Below are 24285 nucleotides of genomic sequence, written 5' to 3' on the forward strand. Positions count from 1 at the left end.
TCGCGCCGTAGGGTCGAGTCGTGTCGGATCGTGAACTCGTGGTGCTCGGCACCGCCAGCCAAGCGCCGACCCGCCACCGCAACCACAACGGATACCTGCTGCGCTGGGACGGGGAAGGGCTGTTGTTCGACCCCGGAGAGGGGACTCAGCGACAGATGCTGCTGGCCGGCGTCTCGCCCACGCAGATCACCCGGTTGTGCCTGACCCACTTTCACGGAGACCACTGTCTCGGGGTACCCGGCATCGTGCAACGGCTCGCGCTGGACCGGCTGGCCCACCCCGTCTTCGCGCACTTCCCGGCATCGGGCGGGGAGTACTTCGAGCACCTCCGGCACGCCTCGTACTTCTACGACGTGCTCGACCTGCGGGAAGAACCGGTCACCGCGGACGGGGTGATAGCCCGAGGGGAGTTCGGCACGCTGGAAGCGCGGCGCCTGGACCACTCGATCGACGCCGTCGGGTACCGGCTGATCGAACCCGCGGCCCGGCACTTCCTGCCGGACCGTCTGGCCCAGGCCGGAGTCACCGGGCCGATGGTCGGGCGACTGCAGGCCGACGGGCAGGTGTGGGCGGACGGCCGGTGGGTGGGACTGGCCGACGTCAGTGCGGTCCGCCGCGGCCAGCGGTTCGCGTTCGTCATGGACACCCGACTCTGCGATGGGGTCTACGAACTGGCCGACGGCGCCGATCTGCTCGTCATCGAGGCGACGTTCCTGGACCGGGACCGCGCACTGGCCGCCGACTACGGTCACCTGACCGCCCGGCAGGCAGCGCGGGTCGCCGCCGAGTGCGGGGTGCGCCGACTCGTGTTGACGCACTTCTCGCAGCGCTATCCCGACCTCGCCGAGCATCGCGCCGAGGCCCAAGCAGCGTTCGACGGTGACGTGGTGGTGGCCGAGGACCTGATGCGGGTGCCCGTACCGCCGCGGTCGGTCGGTGTCCGCACCGCGTGAGGGATCACGGTGTCGCTCGACTCGGCCACCAGCTCCTCTCACGGAGCAGGGTCGCGATCGCCGGCACGGTCAGGGTGCGGACGACGGCTGATCGGGGTTATCCAGTGCGGCAGCACTTCTCGGAAACAGCGGGGCTGCCACTGCGCAAGGCTCCGCTGGTAGCAAAATTCTGTGCGGTCCGAGCGCGGGATGCTTCGGGTCTGCCGACATGTGCCCGGCAGACCAGCGCATCACTTGGGCGGCATGCGGATTCCGCCGTCGACGCGGACCACTTCGGCGTTCATGTACGAATTGGTGATCAGCTCGACGACCATCGACGCGAGCTCCTCGGGTTTACCCAGCCGCCGCGGGTAGAGGACCGATTCGCCGAGCTTCGCTTTGAAGGCTTCTGAGTCCGGTCCTTCGCCATAGATCGGAGTGTCGATCAGGCCCGGGGCCACGGTGTTCACCCGGATTCCGACCGCCGCCAGGTCGCGGGCCACCGGCAAGGTCAACCCGACGACGCCGCCTTTGGACGATGAGTAGGCGGCTTGACCGATCTGTCCGTCGAATGCCGCCACGCTGGTCATGTTGACGATGGCGCCGCGTTCGCCCGAGTCGGTGAGATCCAGGCGGCTCATCGCCGTGGCCGCCAGCCGAATGCAGTCGAACGTACCCACCAGGTTGATGGCGAGAACCTTCTTGTACGCGTCGAGGTTGTGCGCCGAGGCGAACTCGCCGTCCTTGCCGATCGTCCTTTGCGCCCAACCGATCCCCGCAGAGTTGACGAGCACGCGCAGAGGGCCGAGATCGACAGCGGTGTTCACCGCGTCCTCGATCTGCGCGGTGTCGGTCACGTCGACGCTGACGAACACGCCGCCGATCTCGTGGGCGAGCTCCTGCCCGCGTTCGGCTTGCAGGTCGGCCACGACGACGCGGGCTCCTTTGGATGCCAGGAGTCTCGAAGTCGCGGCGCCGATGCCCGATGCCCCGCCGGTGACGATTGCGCTTGTTCCGTTGACGTCCACAGCGCGAGTCTAGATCAGGTGGCGATCTGCCCGATGCAGCTTCGCCCTGGCCGGCAAACCGTGCGGGCCCCGGCGCCCGAGCGGGTTACGCACGGCACACCCAACCGCGAAACGTGAATGTCGAGAAGAACTGCCTGACCTCGGAGAAGCCGGCAGCGTACAGAATGTCGCAGTCTTGTTCGGGGGACAGGACCGGCACCTTGTCCGCGATTGCTTCTCGTGCTTTCCGGGCTTCCTCGGGCGCGATGCCGTTGGCGACGAGATAGCCGACGTGGCGCTCGATCCACAATTCTCGCTCGGCATCGCATTGCTGAGGAAAGCTCATGTGCATGACGATGAGCGGCGCCCCGGATGGTAGGCGCCGTCGCACCTGGGCTGCGGTGTCACGCCTGGCATCCGGTTGGAGGAAATGGAGTGTCAGCAGACTCGTTGCCGCGTCGAACGGGCCGGTCGGCGCCTGGTCGATGTAGCCGTGGTGCATCCGGACCCGGTCCATGTGGGCAGCCAAGGTGTTCGCCGCGAGATCCAGCATGGCTTTGGCGGGATCGACCGCGTCGAAGGTCCAGTTCGGATGGGTCTCGGCGAATGCTCTTGTCTCCAAACCCCCACCTGCTCCGAGGATGAGTATTCGCCCGTCGGCATGAGTGTGTTCGTCCATGAGAATGGTTGCCATGCGGTGGACGTCTTGGAGGGCAGGCACCATCTGTTTGGCGCGCTCTGCGTACATGGCGACGTGTCGAGGGTCGTCGAACGGATTGGCTGACTCGGTCACCTCATGAGGATGCGGTTGTCGAGAATTTTGAGCAAGGTGGTTTTCCGTTCAGGCAAGCCGCCGGACACCACGGTTACTGGTCGGCATTACCGGCCGGCGCCGCGGAGCGCGACGCAGTTCGCATCATTCGCGTTGTATGTTCCGAGTTATCCGCCTGTGTTTCAGTCGGTTTCGACGATGAGCACCTCGGTGTTCGCGCGACGGCGAACCGCGGACGGGACGGAGCCCATCACTCTTCCGACGACGGACTTGAGCCCGAAGTTGCCGACAACCAGCAGGTCGGCTCCGACCTCGTCGGCCAACTCGACCAGCGCGTCCACCGGAGCGCCTTCGATCGCTCGTTCCTCGACGTCCTTCACCCCTGCGCTTTTCGCTCGTGCCTTCGCCTCGACAAGCATGTCAAATATCGGTGCACCGCCCTCGGTGCGATAACCCTCTCCCGCAGGTTGATCCGGATCAGGTCCTTCAGGAGACCGGTCGTGCTGAAAGGCGCTCGCAACAATCAGCCGAGCGTTGGCCTCGGCGGCGATTCGAGCGGCTTCGTCCACTGCTCGATATGACGTTTCCGAGCCGTCGGTTCCGACGACTATCACCTTGTACGTACTCATTTGCTCTCCGTGCTTCTCTTCGGCCGTTGTGGCGGTGGATTTCTCCGCAACAACCTCACGCGTTCGGTGAACGTCTGTATACCCAACACAGGCTGATGTCACACCCTGACTATCCGGTCTGGGGTTGGTCGCCAATGGTTCGGGCCTGAGTTGATCGAATTCGCGACGGCGCTGGGGTCACCACCACCGACCTACCGGGCGCTCGAACGTCAACTCGCGCCGGCGCGGAAGGTCTCCGCCGACTGACGGGTTCACAAGACCCGGGTCTTGGACCTGAACTCCGCGTACGCTTTCCGGGTGTGCTCGGCCAGTGCGGGCACGTCGCTGATCGCTGCGGAGTTGGCGACGAATCCGAAGTCCATGTGGTCGCAGTAGGACGACAGCGTCACGTTGAGGCCGATCGATGCGGCCAGCGCCGACACCGGGTAGATGCCGAGCAGCCGCGCGCCGTTGAGGTAGCGGATCTCGTTGCCGCCCGGAACGTTCGAGATGACGAGGTTGCATGCGGGGTGGCCGATTCGGTCGAGGTGTGTCGTGGCGCCCGCACCGGCGAGCGTGATGAGCGCGACGGCGTAGGTCATGGCGGCGTCGGCCGACATGGCGCCGAGTTCCGCCTTGGCCGTGGCGACCGAGTGGACCACCTGTCGCAGTCTGTCGACGATGGACGCCTCGGGTCGCCCGAGTCGTACGAACATCGCCGAGACCCGGGTCCCGACAGCGCTGTCGCCGTCGTCGCGCAGCGACACCGGGCACATTGCGATGAACTCATGCGGGTAGACCTGGCCTGTCTCGCGCAGGTACGCGTGCAAACCGTGGTCGATGATGGTGGCCGCGACGTCGTTGAGCGTCGCCCCGTGCTGGTGGCCGATCCGGTGCATCTCGTGCACCGGCAGCGACAGGGTGGCAAAGCCGCGGGCCTGGCGCGGGGGCGGGTTGGTCGGGGCATGGGCGGCCACGAACGGCAGGCTGCCCTCGAGGTGCGATCCGAGCGCCGCGCTGAGCGTTTTCTGCAGCGCGCTCAGCGAAATCTGGTTGACAGCGCCCAATTGCGTGACGGCCCCGCGGATCGCGTGGGTGAGCCTGCGCAGCGCCGGGGTAGGTGCCGAGGGTTCAGGCGGCGCGTGCGGCATCGCGAAAGGCGGCGTGGGGATGGCGGGTTCGTCGGTCGGGGTGAGGCCCTCGTAGAGTTTCCGCAGCCTGGAGACGCCATCAATGATGCTGTGATGGGTCTTGGTGTAGATCGCGAAGCGCCCGCCGGGCACGCCGTCGATGAGCCAGCACCGGAACATTGGACGGTGCCGATCCAACATGGGCTCGTGCAGGTCGGCGATGAGGCGGAGCAGATCCTGGTAGGTGCTGTGGGTCGGCAGGGACAGGTGTTGCACGTGATAATGCGGGTCCCAGCTGTCGACCTCGCGGAAGTGGGGAACGCCCCCGCCGAGAAGCTCGGGTATGTAGTTGAACGGTGGTTGCGGTCGGTACCCGCGGTAGGCCTCGACGACCTCGCGGACCAGTGACGACCGGCCGGGCGGCTTCTTGAACAGCAGCATCGCCCCGACGTGTGTGGTACCGCCGGGGGACTCCATCAACAGCCAGCCCAGGTCCAGCGGAGGAATCGCTGCGTTCATCGTGGGCACCTCCACCTCTGTGCCGGTCCTGCAGTCGCGAGTCTGCACGCGAGGGTCCACGTGCGCAGGCAATTGCCGGAAGAATGCCGGTGCTGCCGGCGCAGGTGGCTGCACGTGCGGTTCATGCGATACGCTGGACCTGCACGATATGCACGACCAGCGAGGTGACGCGATGACCGCTGCCCACAGCCATCTGGTGGACGTCGCGCAGCGCATCCGGGAGAGCGCCGCGGCGCTGGGTGCCGCGCTGGACGCCGTCGACGTCTACATCGAGCCGTCGGTGGCGCGGGCTGTGCAAGCCGAGCGGAACCTCTACGACCGCATCGACGCCGAGTTCGGGTTGCTCACCAGCACCGAGGCGGGCCGGCGAATGGGCTCGAAGTCCACCGCTCCGCGAAATCTCGCCGCAGCAGTCCGCCGGGACAAGGCGCTGCTGGCGATCGCCAGAGGCCGACAGACGTTGTTCCCCGGGTTCCAGTTCGGCGCCGACGGCCGGCCGCTTCCGGTGATCCGGGCGCTGCGAGAGCTGGCAGACGAGGCAGGATGGTCGGAAAGCGCCGTGGTGCAATGGCTTTGCGCGCCCACCACGTATCTGGACGAGCTACGTCCGGTCGACCTCCTGGCGGGTCAACCGGAACGAGTGCTCGACGCGGCCCGCCGCGCCTGGTCGGTTCGGTGGTGACACCCGCACCACCGAAGCCCTTCCACCCGCGCACCGCGACACTGGGCGTCGGCACCCAGCTCTACCGCGTCTTCACCGCCGCTCCTGAGCGCCGGGCGACGAGTTTCAACCCGGGGTTCGGATCGCCCACGCGCTTCGCCTTTTTCGGCGACCCGCCGGTTCCCGTCCTGTACGCCGCGGCCACCGAGGAGGCGGCGGTGGCCGAGACGCTGCTCCACGACGTCCCGGCCGCCGGCGGTGTGCTTCCGTACGACGCGTACTCCCGGGCGGTCATGGCGCGCCTGGAGGTGGCCCGCCCGCTCACCGTCGCCGTGCTGCACGGACTCGGTCTGCGCAAGCTCAAGGTGACCGCAGCCGAACTGACGGCCAGCGGTGCCGATACCTATTCCGACACGGCCACCTGGGCGCACGCTGCACACGAGGCCGGGCTCGACGGCCTGGTGTGGATGTCGCGAATGTGCAACGACGCCAAGGCATATGTGTTCTTCGGAGATCGTTGCGAAGGTGCGTTCATCCAGGACGTCACCTTCGGCCGGCTCTTCGCCACCGGATCCGATCAGCTTTGGCTGATCGATCTGTGCGCGCCGTTGCACGTCGATGTCTTGTTGGGGCCGTGACTGACTCCGGCCTCGACAGCCTCAGGGAACTGCCCGAGCTGGACTCGATGCGGAGCGCCGAATACCTGCGCATCCCGCCGGTGACCCGGTCTCGGCGCGGGGCTGAGTCGAAGAGGAGCCGCATGCCCCCCGGCACCTGCCAGGGCCCGGGAGTTGACGTCTACCTGACCAGAACGTTTCAGCTGCGCAAACGCCACCGTTAGGGTGTCCGGCATGACCGAACAGCTCGACGTCACCCATCGGGACCTCGTCACCGTCGAGGTGCCGACGCACTGGTACAACCTGGCGGCCGAGCTGGACGAGCCGATCCCGCCGCATCTGCATCCGGGTACGAAGGAACCGGTCGGCCCGGATGACCTCGCGCCACTGTTCGCCAGCGGGTTGATCGCGCAGGAGATGGCCACCGACCCCTACATCGAGATCCCGCAGGAGGTGCGGGAGATCTACACGATTTGGCGTCCGTCACCGCTGATCCGTGCCCGGCGCTTCGAGAAGGTTCTGAACACCGGAGCCCACATCTACGTCAAGTACGAGGGCGTGAGCCCGGTGGGCAGCCATAAGACAAACTCCGCGGTGGCGCAGGCCTACTACAACTCCATCGACGGTGTGCGGAAGCTGACCACCGAGACCGGAGCCGGCCAGTGGGGCAGCGCGCTGTCGTTCGCCGGGGCCCAGTTCGGCCTGGAGATCGAGGTGTGGCAGGTTCGTGCCTCGTATGAGTCGAAGCCGTATCGCGGTCATCTCATCCGGACCTACGGCGGGACTGTGCACTCAAGCCCGTCGACGCTCACCGAAGCCGGGCGGGCCATCCTGGCCAAGGATCCGGACACCACCGGCAGCCTCGGTATGGCGGTCAGCGAGGCGGTCGAGGTCGCCGCGGCCGACCCCGAGGCCCGCTACGCGCTGGGCAGCGTGCTCAACCACGTGGTGCTGCATCAAACCGTCATCGGGCAGGAGGCCGTTGCGCAGCTGGCGTTGGTGGAGCCCGACGGCGCTGATGTCGTATACGGTTGCGCCGGCGGCGGTTCCAACCTCGCCGGACTGTCGTTTCCGTTCCTGCGGGAGAAGATCCACGGCCGATCGAACCCGCGGATCGTGGCCGCCGAGCCGACCGCTTGCCCGTCGATCACCGAGGGCGAGTACCGCTACGATCACGGCGACGTGGCGGGGCTGACCCCGCTGCTCAAAATGCACACGCTCGGCATGGACTTCGTGCCTGACCCGATCCACGCCGGCGGGCTGCGCTACCACGGCATGGCGCCGGCGCTCAGCCACACCGTCGAGCTCGGGCTGGTTGAGGGCGTAGCGATCTCGCAGCACGACGCGTTCGCCGCAGGTGTGCAGTTCGCACGCGCGCAGGGCATCGTGCCGGCACCGGAGTCGACGCATGCCATCGCGGCGGCGGCCAACCATGTCGCGGACAATCCCCGCGAGCAGGTCGTGGTGATCGGACTGTCCGGGCACGGCCAGCTCGATCTGCCGGCATACGCGGCGTACCTCGACGGCAAGCTCTGAACAGGCGGTTTGTGGCCGCGACTATCCTCAACGCCAGGCATTTCTCGAGGAGGTGAGCCCGGTGTTCCGTCTGCGGTCGCGCGACCAGTCCCTCGAGGCGACCCTCAAACAGATCGAACACCGGGTACTCGACGACGTTTATCTACCCATCTGGGCGCGGCGCGTGGCGTGGGCGGCGACCACGGTGCTGGTGGTCACCGGGATTACCGCATGGGTGGTAAGCGAGGGTTTACCGTTGGTCGCATCCGCGCTGGGCGCGGGCGCCGTGATCTGTTCGGTCGTCTCGCTGCGGCGTCGCCGGTTCCGGTGGTCCGTCGCGGCGGCTTACCTGTCCGGGGTGTCGACGGTCGCCGGGCTCGGCGCGTTCTGGTGGTGCCGTACTAGCTCGGCGGACTCGATCCTGGCGACCTCGTCCGGGGTGTCCGCGGTGGCCGCGGCGGCGCTGACGGCGGTATGGGTCACGGTGGCGATCACCCCGGTAAAGGATTCGCACCCGCACATGCGGCAGCCGTCGAAACGCAAATGGGGTGTCCGCGAGAGCGGCGCCACGATCACCTGGCCGCCGCCGAGCGCGGGGCCGTACCGTCCCCGTCAGAAATAGTTCGTCACGATGAGTGTTCGCCGGTCAGATACGAACCAGGTGAAGCCTTCGGAGCGCAGTGCCGACGTCACCACGCGCGCTGTTGTCAGCGTCTTGACAATGCCATCGGTGTGCGGATCTACCCGAGGAGATGCCGATGACCGAGTCTGACGCGGCGGGAGCCCCGGTGGTGGAGGTGTACTGGCGACCTGGCTGTCCGTTCTGTCGTGGCTTGCTGCGTTCGCTGCGCAAGTCGGGGCTGGTGTTGCGGGAGGTCAACATCTGGGAGGATCCGGAGGCCGCGGCGCGAGTTCGGTCGGTGGCGGACGGCAACGAGACAGTCCCGACAGTGTTCATCGATGAGCTGGCGCTGGTCAATCCGTCGTCGCGCCAGGTGCTGCGCGCCGCCGGAGTGCAGCCTCCGCCGCGGCTGTGGGACAGACTGGGACTGGGTCGGGGGAGCGGTGGAAGAGAAGCCGCTAGTGGGCGCGAGGGCTGACGCGCAACTGGATGAGCCGGTGCACCAGCACTACGGCGACAGTGGCACCGGCGGCAGCGGCGAAGACCAGCAAAGAGGTTCCGACGTTGTTCATCAGGGACGGGTTCACCAACATCACCACCGCCAGGCTCACCATCAGCACGCCGCCGATCAACTTGAGCAGTCGGCCCTGCTTTTCCTCGAGTTTCTTTGCGTGCAGGGTGATCACGGCGCCGCCGAAGATCACGAGCTCATCCAACTGATAGACCAGCATGTAGAGCGCCAACAGCAACACGAAGACGGCCACGCTGACCTCGCGTGCCGACACGAGGTTCGTCCACAGAACCGGAAAACCTGCGGTGCAGGCGAGTTCGACGAAGGAGACGCCGGCCGCCAACAACGCCGTGGCGGCGATCAGCGCCGGCATCGAATCGGCCACGGCAATCACGTCCCGCATCCTGCGGTAGATGCCCGGTTTCCTTGCCTCCGGAATGGTCAGGGAGACCCCCTTCTTGAACCAGAAGTAGTCCTTGATGTTGATGGCGCCGAAAATCAGGGCAATCAACGCGACGCCGATCCGCACGGGCAGCGCGAATGTGAGCACCGAGAAGATCGAGAACAGTCCGGCGATGAACAGCGCGTAGAACAGTGCGGTGACGATGATGAAAACCAGGCCGATCACCGCGATGCTACGGCGGGACCCGGTGCGCAAGGTCAGTGCGAGCAGGATCGAGAGCACCCACAGCGAGCAGGGGTTGAAACCGTCGACCGCCGCCACCAGCACCGTGGTCAGCACCAGCGACTGACTCGCGACGTCGACGTCACCCAGGATCGGAAGGCGAATGACGTCGGCGATCGGCGTTTCCGGTGCCGAGGACTCCTCCGACCTCGGCGCGGCAGGTGCCATGACGCCCGCCCCGGCGTCGGGACAGCCGCTCTCCAGGCACCCGACGATCGCGGACTCGAGTTCGTGCTCCGTCCGTCCCTCGACGTAACCCACCCAGTGCCGTTCCCCGAGGAAGAACGTGGGCACACCGGTCGGCTCGAATCCGAACTTGACGGCCATATCGCTGAACAGGCGCTGATTCTCAACGCTGCCGACCACCTCGAAATCGCGCACCCGAAGAGCCGGGTACCGAGCCTGCAGATCGGCCAGCGCGGGCTTGGCGGCCGCACAGTGCGGACACCCTTCACCCCAGAAGAAGTACAGAGTGACCGTGTCGCGCGGCGCCGAGCGCGACTGGGGTGCGTCAGCCAGCGACCCGCCCAGCAGGCCGCACAGAAGGGCGAGCGCCACGACGAGCGCATGGGCACCGGTGACCGGACGGTGGCGGGCCATCTGCAAACTGCGCCGCTGCGGCACAGTGCGATGTCCGGCGCCCACTATCTCTTCGTCTACGGGTTCGCGTTTGGCCGGCGCAGGTGGTCGACGAACCAGTCGCGCGCCAGTTCGGCGACCTGTTCCAGGGTGCCGGGTTCTTCGAAAAGGTGTGTGGCCCGAGGGACCACCGTGAGTTCGCATCGGCCAGGAATCGCGGCCTGCGCCCGCCGGTTCAGCTCGAGGACCACCTCGTCGCGCCCACCGACGATCAGCAGTGTCGGCGCCGTGACCTTCGCCAGCGACCGGCCCGCGAGATCCGGTCTACCCCCACGGGACACGACGGCCCCGACCTTCACTCGCGGATCGGCCGCCGCCACCAGCGCGGCACCGGCACCGGTGCTCGCGCCGAAGTACCCCACCGGCAGCGACGCGGCGTCGGGCTGCGTGGCCAACCATCCGGTCACGTCGACCAGTCGCGACGCCAGCAATTCGATGTCGAAGACGTTGGCGCGGTCGCGTTCTTCGCCCGGCGTGAGCAGGTCGAACAGCAGCGTGGCGAGGCCGGCGCCGTGCAGCACCTCCGCGACGTAGCGGTTTCGGGGGCTGTGCCGACTGCTTCCGCTGCCATGGGCGAAGACCACTATGCCCCTGGGGCTTTCGGGGATGGTCAGGTGTCCCGCCACGGCCACCTGGCCCGCGACCACCTGGACCTCCTCGTCACGCAGCGGCGGGTCTGCGGCGGCCACCGTTTTGCCGACCGACTCATCCCGGGCGCGATCGAGCAACGCCACCACTTCCTCGTCGGAAGTCTGGGTGAACTTGCGGTAGCCCTGCCCGACGGCGAAGAACGCCGCCGGTGTCTGCAGGCACAGCACCTCATCGGCATGTCCCGCGAACCGCTCGACAATGTCGTCTGGGCCGATGGGCACCGCCAGCATCACCCGGCTCGCGCCGTGCGCGCGGGCGACCTGGCATGCCGCCTTGGCCGTCGCACCGGTCGCGATGCCGTCGTCGACGATCACGGCCGTCCGTCCCGTCAACGAGACCCGGTCACGGCCGCGCCGGAAGCATTCCGCGCGACGCTGTAGTTCGGTCCGCTGCCTGCGTTCGACCCGGTCGATGTCGTTGCCGTCGAGCTGTGCCGCGCGCACGACGTCGTCGTTGAGCACCCGCACGCCTTCCTCGCCGATGGCGCCGAAGGCCAGCTCCGGCTGGAACGGCACACCGAGCTTGCGAACGACGAGAACGTCAAGCGGTGCCCGCAATGCTTTGGCGACCTCGAAGGCTACCGGCACTCCGCCGCGCGGCAGGCCGAGGACCACGACATCCTGGCCACGAACATGCGCCAGACGCTGGGCCAACTGGCGTCCAGCGTCGACGCGGTCGTCGAAGATCTTCATAACCCCAAGGCTTACGGACTTGATGTCGTCCTGATACGGGAAAAGGTCCCTGACCCGATCGACTACAGCCCCGACCTTTCGGTCCGTTTAGGTCCCTTTTTCTATCGACTGTCGGTGTGCTGCCCGTCGGTGAGCCGGACGACGTAGGTGCGGTCGGCCTTGTGATACTCGACCGTGCCGCCCTCGACGATCATCCCGATCAGCTCGTTGCCGTCCTCGAAGAAGTACGCGTTCTCTGTGCGGCCCAGGGAATCGAGGTGACACCCCGGCAGAATCTCCACGCGCCTGTCGGGATCGGCGGTGAGGACCACGATCCGTGCGCCCGGTTCTTCGGGTTTCGCGGCCTGCTTCATGACGGCCTTCTTCTCGGGTTTCTCGCGTCTGACCGAGCGCTGAGCCATATGTGTCACCGTCCTCTGGTCGATCGCTCGACCACCGCTGAGCCTCTCACTATCGAGGCTGGCCCGACTACAGGATCGACGTCTGTCGGCGCCCTGGTCAGCTGGCGAAAGGCCCTGTTCTCGGGGACCTTTGACCATAGTTGGCGGGACTTTCGACTCCGCGTATGTCACCTGCCGCGACATGATCTGCCGCGCCGCCGGCCGAGAGATCTATGAACGCGGCAGCATCGGCGCCCGACCGCGGCCACTGTGGTGGGAGCTGGCTCGTATCCGGCTGCGCGGAACCGTTCCGTCGCTGCGCCGCGCCCGGCGCGCTGTGGCCGCCGTCACGTTCGCGGCCTCTGCGTCGACGGTAATCGGGATGCTCGCGGTGCCGGTGCTCATCCAGCTGCTGGTGATACCGCGGTTGCGTTGGCGCTGGTATATCGCCTGCGGAGCGGTCCGGCTTCTGGCCGGCCTGACCGGAAGGGTGATTTCTGTGCACAATCTCGATCGACTGCCCCAAGAGCCTGCGATCGTCGTGGCCAACCATTCGAGCTGGCTGGACGGTCTCTCGCTTCTCGCTTGCCGGGGTGATGCCGTCCTCGTTCCACTTAGTTGCCGGTGAAGTGCTCCAGCACGAGCGGCTGACGGGTTTTGCATTCATCACGTTGACGGTTTGATGCTGCGGACAGGCCAAGAGCCAGGAGGGGGCGGTCTTCCTTTCAGGCGGGCTCCGACACTGCCGATGCCGCCCAGGTCGATGGATCCAGCGCCCGATTCATTTATTCTGATGCTCCTGGATATGGACTCTGAGAAAGTTCCGGAACGCGAGGTGGACATCCGGACAGGGCCTCTGGTTTTCCCGGACTACTCTCCTTAGCTTGCGGATAGGACACCAGCAGTGTCCGATCCGGAACTAGTAGAGGGTGCGGGGGAGGCTGACCTGCGCACTCTCATCTGGTTACGGACAGCACCCGGTCAATAAATCCGCAACAGTGCGAGAGCGCCGGACGGTATCCAGGAAGACTTGATAGTGCCGGAGGGACGGTTGCCGCCGTGGGGTTTGCAGTCCGCCTTCCCCGTCACGTCCGCGGTGAGCAGCCGAAGGGCCGAACGTCCTTTGATCACCGCCTGAAAGTGGGGCTCCGCTTCCGTGACGTGCAGGCTTGGACAGAGTCTCGGCGCTGGCTTGCCACCCTGGGACTCAACGTGGCCGTAGTCTCGTGCCTGTGGGAATCCGGGCGTCAATACCGCCCGGCGGACCTGGCAATATAGGTCGAAGGCGGCATCCGTCAGCGACTGAATACATTTGGTGGACAGCCCTTCTGTTCTTCAGTACTCGTGGTGCGCCCGAAGGTAAAGTGAGTCGGGTGTCCGAACTTTCATCATTCAATCACGTCGGCATCTGCGTTCGGGATCGTCATGTCGCGCAGCGTTTTTACGAAGGCGTGTTCGGGTTCGAGTTCTGGTGGGAGTTGGATCCGCCCGATGACGGCACAGCTCAACTCCTGCAACTGGAACCGCCCGTCGGCGCGCACGCCACCTATCTCGTTCGTGACGGTCTGGTCCTGGAGCTGATCAGTTATGCCCACCGTCAGCCCCGCAGAGAAATCGTGCGGGTCATGGATGAACTGGGCCTGACCCACATCTCGCTGTCGGTGCCGGACATGGCGCACACGTTGGCGTTGGTGCCGCAGTTCGGTGGCGCGGTCGAAGATCAGACGGTTACAGCGCGCTCGGCGATGGTGCGAGATCCCGATGGCCAACTGCTGGAATTGCTGACCATGGATTGGCTCAACGCACTTCCACCGCGGCCCTGACCGGCGTCAGCCGCCGCGGGCCTGCACCATGGCCGAGCGGCTGACCTTGGTTGCCGCCGTTCGGGGAATCTCGTCGACGACTTCCACCGATTTGGGTACCTTGTAGGCGGCCAAACGTCCTCGGACGTATTCGATTACACCGTCGGCTGTGGGTGGGTGCGCGTGATCTGAGGGTTGCACCACGGCGTGTACGCGCCGGCCCCATCGGGGATCGGTGAGGCCGATCACCACGACGTCAGCGATTCCTGGATGGTCGATGAGTGCGGACTCCACTTCTGCGGGAAACACGTTTGCTCCGCCGGTGACAATCATGTCGGTGCGGCGGTCGGCAACGTAGAGGTAGCCGTCGGAGTCGAGCCAGCCGAGATCGCCCGCGGAGGTGAACCCGTCTGCGGTGGTTGTCAACGGCGGGGCACCGCCGATATATCGGTACTGGCCGGTCATGGGCGCCCGCAGGTAGATCTCGCCGATCTCCCCGGTCGGCACCGGATCGCCCGCATCATCGAGGATCTGGATCTCGGTGTCGCGGAATCCTTGCCCCACACTGCCAGGGTGATCGAGCCATTCATCGCCGCGCAGCGCGGCCAGCCCGAGGTTTTCGGTCATGCCGTAGGACAGCACCACTTGCTCCGGACTCAGCAGATCGAACCAGCGATGCAACAAGGTCGGCGGCATGACGGCGCCGCCTTGCAGGATCCACTCGATGCTGGACAGGTCCCGCTGATCGACGTCGGGTTGATCGGCCAACCGGGACAGCATCGTCGGTGTGGCGGTGAAGGTGGTGATCCGATGCCGTTCCACGGCATCGAGAAAGAGCCGGGCGTCGAACTTCTCCAGGACCACCAAACGATCACCGCCGAGCAGGAATCGCAGCGGGATGAATCCGTTGGTGTGGTACATCGGCGCGGGTACCAGAATCGTCTGAGGCTGACAGACCTCGGTCCAGTGCGCCATGAACGGCAGGCTCGAGGCCGGTGTCCAGACCCCCGGCGAGGTGTTGAGGATGATTTTCGGCAGCCCGGTGGACCCCGAACTGCAGATGCCGTTCACGGCGGGGGAGACGACGACTGGTAGCGGTGCATCGGAATGCGTCGCGGCCGCGCGCTGCAAATCACCGGCGGTGGAACCGTCAAGAACGAAGGCTGGGTCGATGACCTCCAGCAGGCGCTGTTGCTCCCAATCCGGTAGGTCCCAGCGCATCGGGATGGGAATCGCCCCGATCTTCCATGCGGCTAGGACGGTGTTCACCAACTCGACCGAATTCGGTAGGCAAAGCGCGATGTGGTCCCCGAACGCGACTCCTTTGGACCGCAACGCGCGTCCCCAAGTGTTGGCCGCCTGCTCGAGTTGGCACCACGACAGCGACGTTTGCGCCCCATCGCGGGCGATGAAGATCAAGGCGGTGCCGTCGGGATCGTTGTCGGCAAGATCGGTGAGTTGCCGACCGTAGGGGATGTCGGTCACAAGCGCTCCGTCTCCTCTCGTCGAGCGCGGCGCCGTGCCTCGAGCGGCACTACCGGCTCGCGAGCGGCCGGTCCCCGGGTGATGGCGTTCAGTCTTATCTCCGGTAGGTCCACCGAGGCCTGCACGGTGTCGAGCCACGCCACCGTTTGCGCGACATCCTCGGCCGTGACCGCGTGCATCTCGAACGGGACATCCTGGAGCATGTCGGTTTCCACCGGCCCGGGCGTGACAATATTGACGTTGATACCGTCGCGGTCGACTTCGAGGGCCAATGCGCGAGCGAACGCGTTCATCCCTGCCTTGGACGCCGAATAGGCCGTACGCCCCGGCATGGGCTCATGTGCCGCCGACGACGACACGAACACGAACCGGGATCCCGCGCTCATCAGCGGCAGGGCGGCCTGAACGACCACGAAGCAGGAGTCCAGATTGGCCGACATCGTATTTCGCCATTGTTGGAAGGTCTGCTTGCGCGCATAGGTGCCGTCGAGCGTTCCCGCGGCATGCACCATGAGATCCACGCGGTCGAGAGCGGCGATGGCCGCGCCGAACGACGAGGGCGATGATGCGTCTGCGAGGAAATACCGAGCCCCGACCTCGTCGGCTGCGGCGCGCAGCGCGGGTTCGCGGCGAGCGGTGAGGACCACGTCGTAGCCGCGCCCGGCCAATTCGCGGCCGCATGCCTTGCCGATGCCACCGCTGCCACCGGTGACCACTGCGAGCCGGGTCCCGTCAGTTCCGTTCAGCATCGGTAGATCCGTTCGGCGTTGGTGGCAAACAGCTGTTCGCGATCCTCGGCCGACAGGCCTGCCGTTGCGGTCGAATACGTGTGCCAGAGTTGGTCCAGCGTGCCGTGCAGGCCGTCAACCGGGAAGTTGCTGCCGAAGAAACATCGCTCTGTTCCGAAGGTTTCGATCGATTTCTCCAGCCACGGTGCGAACACGCCGGCCTCCATCGAACCCAAGGGCATCGCCAGCCCGGAGAGCTTGCACATCACGTTGGGACCCACCTCGGCCAGGGCTCGCATGCCCTCCTGCCACCGCTGGCGTTCGTCAGCGGAATCATCACGCGGCCAACCGGTGTGCTCAACGACCACCACCAGATCGTCGTGGTGGCGCAGCCCATGCGCCGCGGCCAGGAGCTGGTCGGGATGCGTCATGATCTCGTAGATGAGGCCGCGCTCGGCGAGCTCGTGCAAGACCTCGTCGGCGGGCAGCGGTCCGGCATAGGCTCCCATCGGGCGCACCCCGCGAAACCGTGACGCCACCTGCTGCCGATCCAACGCCGAGATGGCCTCGGATACCGACTCGGTGAACGGCAGCCCGCCGATGATCGCGTCAGGTTCACCGCATCGGTCGAGTTCGAGTGTCTCGTCCACGGAATGCCAGTTGGTGGCCGCGGCGACATTGACGATCTTCTCGATGTTCCACTCACCGGCCTCCGATCTGTACTCAGTCATGTCGAACCGTCGCGCCATCGCGCTGACGTCGCCCATGCCGAGCTGTGCCTGCTCGGTCGAGAGGTAGGGATACCAATCGGTGCGAGCCGGATCCCATAGGTGCACATGGGTGTCGACGATCCGGTTCGGTCGCAATGCTGCTGTCATCGTGGTTGCACCACTTCCTGGAGGGCGTCATCGAACCACTCGGGGATCTGCGGACCGCCGTAGGTGATGCTGCCGGTCGGGTGGGGGTGGCTGCGGAGTCCGAACCATCCGGGGCCCGCGACGAGTTCCGCTCCGGCAAGATCGCCGGTGTGCGGGCTGCACACCAGGTGCGCGATCAGATCCACTGGCGGATAGTCTGTTTCGACGCTGACACAACAGTGCTGTACGAGACCGGCGGTGGCATCGTGGCCGGCGCGGGACAACTGCGTTGACACCTGCGCGCGGGTCCGTCCACCGGAAGTGGCGGCGTCGTGGACGACCACCAACCGCACGTGACGTTCCGTGCTCATCGCGAGGCGAGCGACCGCACGGGCCCACGCAGTGTCCGCATCGATCTGCGCGACGATGCCGTCGTGCTCTTCCAGGATCCGCCGCCACTGCGGTGCTGAATTCGACATCGACGGATGGTCCGCCAGTGCGACGACAACCGCGTCCAGGGTGGGGATATCGCTGAGCGCCGCGGGTTCGTCGACGGTTGTCACGGCTATCTCGCGCGCCCGCAATGCAGCGGCGATGTCTGCTGCGACAGCGTCTGAATCGGCGCAGACCGCACAGGTGGTTGCGGCCGATGGCGGCGGATCTTCGTCGGCCACCCGCTCGAACGCCCGTCCGAATCTGGCGTTGCTTCCGCCGCTGCTGGCTTGACGCTTCTCGGCGGGAACAAGTGCCTTCTCAATTGCCGCGTCGAGAACCCTCGCCGGGTAGGGGAGGTGGTTTGCCCGCACCACTTCGATCAGGCGGGGCTCGTCGATGACTGCCGCTTCCGAACCTGCGGAGAACAGCACCCGGCCCTGGCATGCGGTGAAGGTGGCGTCGACCAAATGCGCGCCCAGCGGGCCGATTTCGTCCGGATCAGGCATAGTGTTCAGCGCCAACCCCCCGGTGGCCGCCGTCGACTTGCGGGCGGCTGCCAGTGCGCCGGCAACCATCCTGGTGGCGGCGATGGGGGAGATGGCGTTGACCGTGACGCCGTCGGGCGCCTGGCGTCCGATCTGCCACGTCAGGGCTGCCACGGCACGTTTGGCGCAGCCGTAGGCTCCGGTATCGGCGGCGCGCCATCCCGATCCCGAGGTGACACCCAGGATGTGCCCGCGCCCGGCTGCGGCCATCAACGGCAGGGCCGCGCACAGCACGTTGCGATAGCCGTCGAGGTGGACTTCGAGGACTGCGGTCCAGTCCGCGTCAGCGCCAGCGGTGTAGCTGGTGGGCCGGCTGATGCCGGCGACGTTGACCACGGCGTCGAGTCCGCCGAACTCCTCGGCCAACTCGGTCAGCAAGGCGGTGACCGAGGGGGAGTCGGTGACTGACACCCCCGAGGCCCGCGCCGCGCCCCCGGCAGCGATGATCCGGTCCGCGGTCGTCTGCTCACTACTCGACAACGTCTGGGCACCGTCGAGCGATACCAACGGGTCCACGGTCACCACGTAGTCGCCGGCACGGCCCAGTTCCAGGGCGATCGCCGCACCGATCCCACCGCCGCCGCCGGTCACCACTACCACACGTTGCCGGCTGCTCACAGCAGGTCCAGCCCGGCCAGATCACCGGCGGCCAGCCAGTTCTCCAGCAGGTCACGGTAGGCGAAGTAGTCACCGAAGCCGCGCCCGAAGTTGGTGTCACGGGCCTGGATGGCGCCAGGATCGCCCTCGTTGTTCAGCCGTGACGGTGTGCAAGCCGACATCACACCGCTGGCATCGACGTGGGTGCTGATGATCTGTGCGACCCAGTCGGCCTCGGCCCGGGCGCTGACATCGAATCCCTGGGCGCCCTGCTTGTCCAGCAGAGCCACCGTGGCACCTACGAACTCGGCTCCCAGCAGGGCGAGTTGGGTGTAGTTGACGGTGACCACCGACTGCTGGCCAGGCCCCGGCATGACGAACATGTTCGGGAAGCCGTGGCTCATCAGACCGAACAAGGTGCCCGATCGTCCTTCGGCCCACTTCGCGGCAAGGGTGGTGCCATTCCGGCCGACGATCTCGTGGCCTGCGCGCCGGGGCAGAGGTGTCACCTCGGCCTCGAACCCGGTGCCGTAGATGATGCAGTCCACCTCGTATGTGTGGCCGTTTACGACCAAACCGTGTTCGGTGATGCGCTCGATACCGGTCGGACAGTTCACGAGTGTGACGTTCGGCCGGTTGTAGGCATCGAAATACTCGTCGTGAAAACACGGCCGCTTGCACAGGTAGCGGTAGTAGGGCTTCAACTGTTCGGCGGTCTGCGGGTCCGCCACCAGTTGGTCGATCCGCTGCCGGTGCTGTTCCATGATCTCGAAATCGATCCGCTCGGCGTTGCGGATGAACTCGGCCAAGTCCGCACCCTCGATGCGGGGTGGGTTCTGCACGGCTGCATAGTGTTTCGTCCAACCGTCATCGGTGAGGTCGGTGTCGACGGGCCGGCCCAGCATGATGGACTGAAAGTTGTCCATCCGCCGTTTCTGCCACCCGGGTTCGACGCTGCGCCGGAACTCGGGGTCGGTAGGCCGGTTGTCCCGGACCCCGATGGCCGACGGCGTCCGCTGGAACACGTACACGTGCCGGGCTGCCTGAGCGAGCGGACTCAGCGCCTGCAACCCGCTCGCCCCGGTTCCGACCAGGGCCACGGTCCTGTCGCCGAGCTTCGCCATGGGTTGTCCCGGTGCGCCGCCGGTGTAGCCGTAGTCCCACCGCGCGGTGTGGAAGGCCGCGCCTCGGAAGCCATCCATGCCCGGGATGTCGGGGAGTTTGAGCAGGTTCAGGATGCCCGCGGCCACCACGTAGTAGCGGGATCGGATCACATCGCCACGGTCGGTGTGGATCGCCCAACGCGCGGTGGCGTCATTCCATTCTGCGCGTTGAATTCCGGTGTGGAACAGAGCGTCACGGCTGAGGTCGAACCGCTCGGCGATGGCCTGCAGATGGTGGCGGATCTCCTCGCCGTAGGCGTAGCGCCGGGTCGGGATGTAGTCGAGTTCTTCCAGCAACGGCAGGTACTGGTAGGACTCGATATCGCACATCACGCCGGGGTACCGGTTCCAGTACCAGGTGCCGCCTATCCCGCCGGCGCGGTCGATGATCCGGATGCGTTCGACGCCGGCCTTGCGTAGCTGGACTCCGGCGAGCAGTCCGGCGATTCCGGCGCCCAAGATGACGACATCGGGGTCGTCGGTGATCGGTTCGCGCTGAACCGGTGCGGCGAATGGGTCCGCCAGGTATCTGGCGACGCGCTCGTCATGGAAAAGATCGCGGAGGGCGGCTCGGGAAGGCACCAGACGTCGGTCGCGCTCCGCGCGGTACTTGGCATTCACGGCTTCGGGGTCGAACGACATCGAGCTCCCTTTCGGTGACTTCAGGCAAGTTGGATCGGCATCCAGCGACCTGGCGCTAGGATCCGGGTTGCGAATAGATTTACATACGACGGTGCATATGTAAACAAGAAGGAGTGGGTGGCGTGGGGGAGCTGACGTTCGGAGACATCGACGATGCCACCAGGCCGTTGGCGATCCTGGTGCATGGGTTTCCGACACACCCCACACCTGGCGCCACCTCGGGCCCGCGCTGGCCGAGGCCGGATACCGAGTCTCGACGCCCTGGTTGCCCGGATACCGCTCAGCAGCGGAGGGTCCGGTCAGCGTGGGAACCTACGTGCGGTACATCCTCGCCGAGTACGCGGCACGGGGCGGTGACGATCGGGCCGTGCTGATCGGTCACGACTGGGGCGCCAACGCCGGGTACGGCATGGTCGCCACCAACCGTTCCGCGTTCCGGCGCTACGTGGCCTTGGCGGTGCCGCCGACAGCAGCGCTGGGCAGCGGCATCTTCTCCTATGCGCAGCTCAAGCGGTCCTTCTACATCTGGTTCATCCAGCAGGTCGGCTTGGCCGAATCCGTGCTGTTGGAGCCCGGATTCTGGGAGTCGCTGTGGTCGGACTGGTCGCCCGGATACGACGCGACCGAAGACATCGCCATGCTGCGCAGGTACATCGACGCCGCGAACATCGCCGACGTCTTGAGTCCGTATCGGGCGTCGTTCAATCCGGAGTTCGCCGACCCTGCCTGCTTGGCCGAGGCGGCCGCATCGCTGACGTCGCCGCCGGTTCCCACGCTGTACCTGCACGGAGCGAACGACGGCGCGATCGGCGCCGATCTGCTCGACGGCGTTGCCGAACATCTTCCCTGCGCGGGATCGTCCTTCCAGATGGTCGACGGGGTGGGGCACTTCCTGCATTTGGAGCGTCCTGCCGAGATCGCCGCAACGATCGTGGGGTGGCTAGCGGACGACTGACCCGCGTCGGCGGTGCAGCGGCAGGCCTGCGGCGTGACGCAACTCGGCCAGGAAGCTCGCGCGGTCACCACCGCCGACGAGATAGTGGCAGACCGCGATGCGCACCACCGCTGCCGCCGCAACGTGGGCATTCTCACCGGTCAGGACCCGACGCATGCCCTCCTCCATCAGCGGCAGTACCCGTACCATCTGGGATATCGAGTACTCGGGTTCCAGTTGGACCAGTGTGGCCAGCGAGTGCGAGAACTGATAGTCCACGATGAATTCCAGCGTCGCGTCCACCCGGTCCACCCCTCGCAGACCTGCTGTCGCCGCGGCCATCCCGGCCGCGAAATTGTCCTGCTCGTAGAGCGCGAAAGCCTCGAGCAGGCCGTCCTTCGAACCGAAATAGCGATACACGGTTGGTCGTGACACCCCGGCCGTCGCCGCGACGTCGAGAAGCTGGAGCTTGCGACGGCCGCACCGGGCCACCACCTCGAACGTGGCGTCCAGGATCCGTTTGCGGATGGATCGCTCGCTCTCAGCGGGCACACTCACCTCCCAATTGATTTACATATGCACTATCAAATGTCACACTGTCTGTAGCCGCCTCGGGCATCACCGCGTCATTTGGTGCATCGACGGCGAGACACAAGGTGAATTCATGTTAAGTCCTTCACGCACGATGGGGTGACATCCGATGACGGATCTGGTGGTGCGCAAAATCCGTTGGGACTTCGACGCGACGGTGCCGTTTCTGTGGCAGCCGGCCAATCCCAACTTCGGAATGTTCTGCAACGCGTTCACCTTCATCGCTGTGCCGTTCGAGCGATACCTGATCAAGGCGCTGCGGCAGGCGCAGGACGAGTTCGCCCGGTCGCCGTCGGTGGCCGCCGAAGCGGACGCGTTCCTGCGCCAGGAAGGCCAGCACGCCGCTGCCCACCGCAAACACATGGCAGCGCTGATCGCCCGGTACCCGGGCCTGGAACGCGCACACGACGAGGCCAACGAAGCGTTCGACAAGCTGATCGGGACACATCCGGTGCAGTTCCACGCCGCATACATCGCCAACCTCGAGGCGACGTTCACACCGCTGTTCAAAGTCATTATCGACAACCGCAATTCACTGTTTTCCGGCTCTGACCCTCGGGTGGCGGCGCTGATGACATGGCACTTCGTCGAGGAGATCGAACACCGCAGCTCTGGGCTGATCCTGTACAACCACCTGACGTCGGATCGGTGGTACCGAGTGCGGCACATCCGCCACACGTTCCGACACATCGGCGATGTCGCGGCCGCGATCGCTCGCACCATCGACGAGGTGGTGCCGGTCGACGACCGGTTGGTGTCCGCGGAAGAACTCATGTCCCCGGCATTGCTCGTCAACGAGTTCAAATTCCGCGGGCCGGGGCGACACCGCCGCAGGGCTGGGGCGGCCGGGCCGCCATCACTGTTCGCGTCCGTGCCCTCCGGTGACCTGGCGCGCATGGTGTGGCGATTGGCCCTGTCTCAGGCGCCGTATCACGATCCGGCGGACCAGCCCTTACCCGGATGGGCGCGGACCTGGATGTCGCAATACGACCGCGGCCAGGACATGACGCTCCTCGCGGTGGATTGACCGCCCACCTCGACCGAATTACATACCAATGGTCCAATGCCACCGATAAGGATCGACACGTGAGCCCGACACCCGACAAGCCGACCGTCGCCGTCATCGGGGCCGGCCCCGGCGGTATCGCCATGGGTGTGCTGCTGGCCGCTGGCGGCTACCAATTCGCCATCTTCGACCGCAACGACGGTTTCGGAGGCACCTGGCGCAACAACACCTATCCGGGAGCGTCGTGTGACGTGCCATCACATTTCTACTCGTTCTCGTTTGCGCCGAATCCGTGGTGGAGCAAGACGTTTGCAAATCAACCTGAGATCCTCGACTACTTGGAACGGGTGGCTGACGAGCACGGACTTCACGATTACCTGGTGCCCAACACCCGGGTGGTCTCGCTCCGTTGGTCCGACGACGGCCAATTCTGGTCGGTGGAAACCGATTCCGGAGATGTAGGCCGATTCGATGTCGTGGTCAGCGCGGTCGGTATGCTCGATGTCCCCAATATTCCCGACATACCCGGAGCAGAACTTTTCGGGGGACGCACCTTTCACTCGTCGAGGTGGGACCATTCTCGTTCCACGGCAGGGGAGCGGGTCGCATCGATCGGCACCGGCGCCAGCGCGGTGCAGTACGTACCCGCGATCGCGCGGGAAACCGCCCATCTGACCGTCTTCCAGCGCACTCCCATCTGGGTGACGCCGCGGCCCGACGAGCCATTCACCCGGGAGCAGCAGGAGTTCTTCGCGCGACACCCGGAAGAAGCGCGGAAGCTCCGCGACGCCGCGTGCCAACAGTATGAAATGGCCGACTTCGCCGAAGATGCCGATCAGACACGGAACTTCACCGAGATGTCGCGGAAGTTTCTGCGGCGTCAGATCCAGGACCCGATCTTGCGAGCCAAGTTGACTCCTGACTATCCGGTGGGGTGCAAGCGACCGCTGTTGTCCGGGGAGTGGTGGCCGACATTCACACTGCCGAATGTCACCTTGGAAACCTCGCCCATCGTCGAGTTCACCGCGCACGGCTTGCGGACCGCAGACGGCATCGAGCACCGGGTCGACACCGTCATCTACGGAACCGGCTTCCGCGCCGCAGATTATCTGAGCAGCCTGCAGGTATACGGACGTGAAGAGGCGGCCCTGCACGAAACGTGGCGAGAGGGTGCAGAGGCATATCTGGGCACCACAGTTCCCGGCTACCCGAACCTCTTCACGTTGTACGGCCCGAACACCAACGGCGTCACCTCCATCATCTCCATTCTGGAGATCCAGACGGCATATGTGCGACAACTTTTGGACGCGATCTCGGACCGGGGGCTTCGCAGTGTCGAAGTACGCCGGGACGTCCACGCGCGCTACAACGCCGAGATACAAGCAGCTATGGAGGGCACGGTCTGGTTGGCGAACTGCCACAACTACTATCGGCACCCGAACGGCAAGATTGTTACCCAATTCCCCTACAGCGGAGGTGTTTTCGCTGACTATCTCCGTACGCCGAGGCTCGATGACTATCACCTGTCCGCTGCCGGCACGGCCCTGACCGCAATCTGA

General features: G+C 65.8%; 24 protein-coding genes. 11 read left to right on the forward strand and 13 right to left on the reverse strand.

The genetic code is table 11. The features are described from left to right. Positions 1-20 precede the first annotated feature (20 nt). Positions 21-953: a ribonuclease Z gene (locus tag G6N31_RS05545; protein ID WP_098002621.1), complete on the forward strand. Its 933-nt coding sequence runs from the start codon at positions 21-23 to the stop codon at positions 951-953. Positions 954-1183: 230 nt separating this feature from the next. Here the strand turns inward: G6N31_RS05545 and G6N31_RS05550 are convergent, their stop codons facing one another. The 4 genes from G6N31_RS05550 to G6N31_RS05565 all read right to left on the reverse strand — a co-directional run bounded on the left by G6N31_RS05550 (position 1184) and on the right by G6N31_RS05565 (position 4968). After that, positions 1184-1960 carry an SDR family NAD(P)-dependent oxidoreductase gene (locus tag G6N31_RS05550; RefSeq protein ID WP_098002622.1) on the reverse strand — a complete coding sequence of 259 codons (777 nt, stop codon included), beginning with the start codon at positions 1958-1960 and terminating at the stop codon, positions 1184-1186. Positions 1961-2045: 85 nt separating this feature from the next. After that, complete coding sequence (locus G6N31_RS05555) at positions 2046-2732, reverse strand: class I SAM-dependent methyltransferase (protein ID WP_098002623.1); 687 nt, start codon at positions 2730-2732, stop codon at positions 2046-2048. Between the two features lie 161 nt (positions 2733-2893). Further along, positions 2894-3340 (reverse strand): universal stress protein, encoded by a 447-nt coding sequence (locus G6N31_RS05560; protein WP_098002624.1) that lies wholly within the window; start codon positions 3338-3340, stop codon positions 2894-2896. A gap of 251 nt (positions 3341-3591) precedes the next feature. Further along, entirely contained in the window at positions 3592-4968 is a 1377-nt protein-coding gene (locus G6N31_RS05565) for a wax ester/triacylglycerol synthase family O-acyltransferase (protein WP_098002692.1), read from the reverse strand. 172 nt (positions 4969-5140) lie between these two features. Here G6N31_RS05565 and G6N31_RS05570 point away from each other — a divergent pair, with 172 nt between their 5' ends. The 5 genes from G6N31_RS05570 (at position 5141) to G6N31_RS05590 (ending at position 8861) form a co-directional block, all read left to right on the forward strand. Beyond that, on the forward strand, positions 5141-5650 hold the full coding sequence (locus tag G6N31_RS05570; protein ID WP_163722043.1) for a hypothetical protein: 510 nt from the start codon (positions 5141-5143) through the stop codon (positions 5648-5650). Then, on the forward strand, positions 5644-6267 hold the full coding sequence (locus G6N31_RS05575; protein WP_163722046.1) for an RES family NAD+ phosphorylase: 624 nt from the start codon (positions 5644-5646) through the stop codon (positions 6265-6267). The genes G6N31_RS05570 and G6N31_RS05575 overlap by 7 nt, the downstream gene beginning before the upstream one ends. Positions 6268-6480: 213 nt before the next feature. Further along, positions 6481-7782, forward strand: coding sequence for a TrpB-like pyridoxal phosphate-dependent enzyme (locus G6N31_RS05580; protein WP_098002693.1), 1302 nt, complete (start codon positions 6481-6483; stop codon positions 7780-7782). 61 nt (positions 7783-7843) lie between these two features. Continuing rightward, positions 7844-8383 (forward strand): hypothetical protein, encoded by a 540-nt coding sequence (locus G6N31_RS05585; RefSeq protein ID WP_098002694.1) that lies wholly within the window; start codon positions 7844-7846, stop codon positions 8381-8383. A gap of 136 nt (positions 8384-8519) precedes the next feature. Beyond that, positions 8520-8861, forward strand: coding sequence for a glutaredoxin domain-containing protein (locus G6N31_RS05590; RefSeq protein ID WP_098002695.1), 342 nt, complete (start codon positions 8520-8522; stop codon positions 8859-8861). Here G6N31_RS05590 and G6N31_RS05595 read toward each other — a convergent pair. The 3 genes from G6N31_RS05595 to G6N31_RS05605 form a co-directional block, all read right to left on the reverse strand. Next, a complete protein-coding gene (locus G6N31_RS05595) occupies positions 8842-10224 on the reverse strand; it encodes a TlpA family protein disulfide reductase (protein ID WP_163722048.1) in 1383 nt (460 codons plus the stop codon). The two genes, G6N31_RS05590 and G6N31_RS05595, sit on opposite strands and share 20 nt — an antisense overlap. Positions 10225-10235: 11 nt before the next feature. Beyond that, positions 10236-11561: a phosphoribosyltransferase family protein gene (locus tag G6N31_RS05600; protein WP_098002628.1), complete on the reverse strand. Its 1326-nt coding sequence runs from the start codon at positions 11559-11561 to the stop codon at positions 10236-10238. Positions 11562-11662: 101 nt separating this feature from the next. Further along, complete coding sequence (locus tag G6N31_RS05605) at positions 11663-11962, reverse strand: hypothetical protein (RefSeq protein WP_420090389.1); 300 nt, start codon at positions 11960-11962, stop codon at positions 11663-11665. 181 nt (positions 11963-12143) lie between these two features. Between G6N31_RS05605 and G6N31_RS05610 the strand changes: the two genes are divergently transcribed. Together G6N31_RS05610 and G6N31_RS05615 are read left to right on the forward strand one after the other, a co-directional pair. Then, a complete protein-coding gene (locus tag G6N31_RS05610; protein ID WP_098002629.1) occupies positions 12144-12569 on the forward strand; it encodes a 1-acyl-sn-glycerol-3-phosphate acyltransferase in 426 nt (141 codons plus the stop codon). Between the two features lie 745 nt (positions 12570-13314). Beyond that, a complete protein-coding gene (locus tag G6N31_RS05615) occupies positions 13315-13764 on the forward strand; it encodes a VOC family protein (RefSeq protein ID WP_234815230.1) in 450 nt (149 codons plus the stop codon). A 6-nt stretch (positions 13765-13770) separates the two neighbouring features. Here G6N31_RS05615 and G6N31_RS05620 read toward each other — a convergent pair whose 3' ends face one another. From G6N31_RS05620 to G6N31_RS05640, 5 genes are read right to left on the reverse strand one after another with little or no spacing between them, the layout of a single operon-like run. After that, positions 13771-15228 (reverse strand): class I adenylate-forming enzyme family protein, encoded by a 1458-nt coding sequence (locus G6N31_RS05620; RefSeq protein ID WP_098002630.1) that lies wholly within the window; start codon positions 15226-15228, stop codon positions 13771-13773. Then, positions 15225-15977, reverse strand: coding sequence for an SDR family NAD(P)-dependent oxidoreductase (locus tag G6N31_RS05625; RefSeq protein ID WP_098002631.1), 753 nt, complete (start codon positions 15975-15977; stop codon positions 15225-15227). Before G6N31_RS05625 ends, G6N31_RS05620 begins: the two co-directional genes overlap by 4 nt. Then, positions 15971-16834: an amidohydrolase family protein gene (locus G6N31_RS05630; protein ID WP_098002632.1), complete on the reverse strand. Its 864-nt coding sequence runs from the start codon at positions 16832-16834 to the stop codon at positions 15971-15973. Before G6N31_RS05630 ends, G6N31_RS05625 begins: the two co-directional genes overlap by 7 nt. Continuing rightward, positions 16831-18387 (reverse strand): SDR family oxidoreductase, encoded by a 1557-nt coding sequence (locus tag G6N31_RS05635; protein WP_163722050.1) that lies wholly within the window; start codon positions 18385-18387, stop codon positions 16831-16833. The genes G6N31_RS05630 and G6N31_RS05635 overlap by 4 nt, the downstream gene beginning before the upstream one ends. Positions 18388-18407: 20 nt before the next feature. Then, on the reverse strand, positions 18408-20195 hold the full coding sequence (locus G6N31_RS05640; protein WP_098002634.1) for a flavin-containing monooxygenase: 1788 nt from the start codon (positions 20193-20195) through the stop codon (positions 18408-18410). Between the two features lie 229 nt (positions 20196-20424). Here G6N31_RS05640 and G6N31_RS05645 point away from each other — a divergent pair, with 229 nt between their 5' ends. Then, complete coding sequence (locus G6N31_RS05645; protein ID WP_234815237.1) at positions 20425-21150, forward strand: alpha/beta fold hydrolase; 726 nt, start codon at positions 20425-20427, stop codon at positions 21148-21150. Here G6N31_RS05645 and G6N31_RS05650 read toward each other — a convergent pair. Then, complete coding sequence (locus G6N31_RS05650; RefSeq protein ID WP_420090392.1) at positions 21136-21681, reverse strand: TetR/AcrR family transcriptional regulator; 546 nt, start codon at positions 21679-21681, stop codon at positions 21136-21138. The genes G6N31_RS05645 and G6N31_RS05650 overlap by 15 nt on opposite strands. A gap of 148 nt (positions 21682-21829) precedes the next feature. On the opposite strand from G6N31_RS05650, the gene G6N31_RS05655 reads away from it, so the two are divergent. Continuing rightward, positions 21830-22747, forward strand: coding sequence for a metal-dependent hydrolase (locus tag G6N31_RS05655; protein ID WP_098002636.1), 918 nt, complete (start codon positions 21830-21832; stop codon positions 22745-22747). Then, a complete protein-coding gene (locus tag G6N31_RS05660; protein WP_234815231.1) occupies positions 22744-24285 on the forward strand; it encodes a flavin-containing monooxygenase in 1542 nt (513 codons plus the stop codon). The genes G6N31_RS05655 and G6N31_RS05660 overlap by 4 nt, the downstream gene beginning before the upstream one ends.

This window comes from Mycolicibacterium duvalii (assembly GCF_010726645.1).
Classification (GTDB): Bacteria; Actinomycetota; Actinomycetes; order Mycobacteriales; family Mycobacteriaceae; genus Mycobacterium; species Mycobacterium duvalii.

Coding starts and splice junctions, on each gene's coding strand:
- G6N31_RS05560 (WP_098002624.1), bottom strand. CDS start 3,340: ATGAGTACGTACAAGGTGATAGTCGTCGGAACCGACGGCTCGGAAACG.
- G6N31_RS05565 (WP_098002692.1), bottom strand. CDS start 4,968: ATGAACGCAGCGATTCCTCCGCTGGACCTGGGCTGGCTGTTGATGGAG.
- G6N31_RS05570 (WP_163722043.1), top strand. CDS start 5,141: ATGACCGCTGCCCACAGCCATCTGGTGGACGTCGCGCAGCGCATCCGG.
- G6N31_RS05580 (WP_098002693.1), top strand. CDS start 6,481: ATGACCGAACAGCTCGACGTCACCCATCGGGACCTCGTCACCGTCGAG.
- G6N31_RS05590 (WP_098002695.1), top strand. CDS start 8,520: ATGACCGAGTCTGACGCGGCGGGAGCCCCGGTGGTGGAGGTGTACTGG.
- G6N31_RS05600 (WP_098002628.1), bottom strand. CDS start 11,561: ATGAAGATCTTCGACGACCGCGTCGACGCTGGACGCCAGTTGGCCCAG.
- G6N31_RS05605 (WP_420090389.1), bottom strand. CDS start 11,962: ATGGCTCAGCGCTCGGTCAGACGCGAGAAACCCGAGAAGAAGGCCGTC.
- G6N31_RS05610 (WP_098002629.1), top strand. CDS start 12,144: ATGATCTGCCGCGCCGCCGGCCGAGAGATCTATGAACGCGGCAGCATC.
- G6N31_RS05625 (WP_098002631.1), bottom strand. CDS start 15,977: ATGCTGAACGGAACTGACGGGACCCGGCTCGCAGTGGTCACCGGTGGC.
- G6N31_RS05630 (WP_098002632.1), bottom strand. CDS start 16,834: ATGACAGCAGCATTGCGACCGAACCGGATCGTCGACACCCATGTGCAC.
- G6N31_RS05640 (WP_098002634.1), bottom strand. CDS start 20,195: ATGTCGTTCGACCCCGAAGCCGTGAATGCCAAGTACCGCGCGGAGCGC.
- G6N31_RS05655 (WP_098002636.1), top strand. CDS start 21,830: ATGACGGATCTGGTGGTGCGCAAAATCCGTTGGGACTTCGACGCGACG.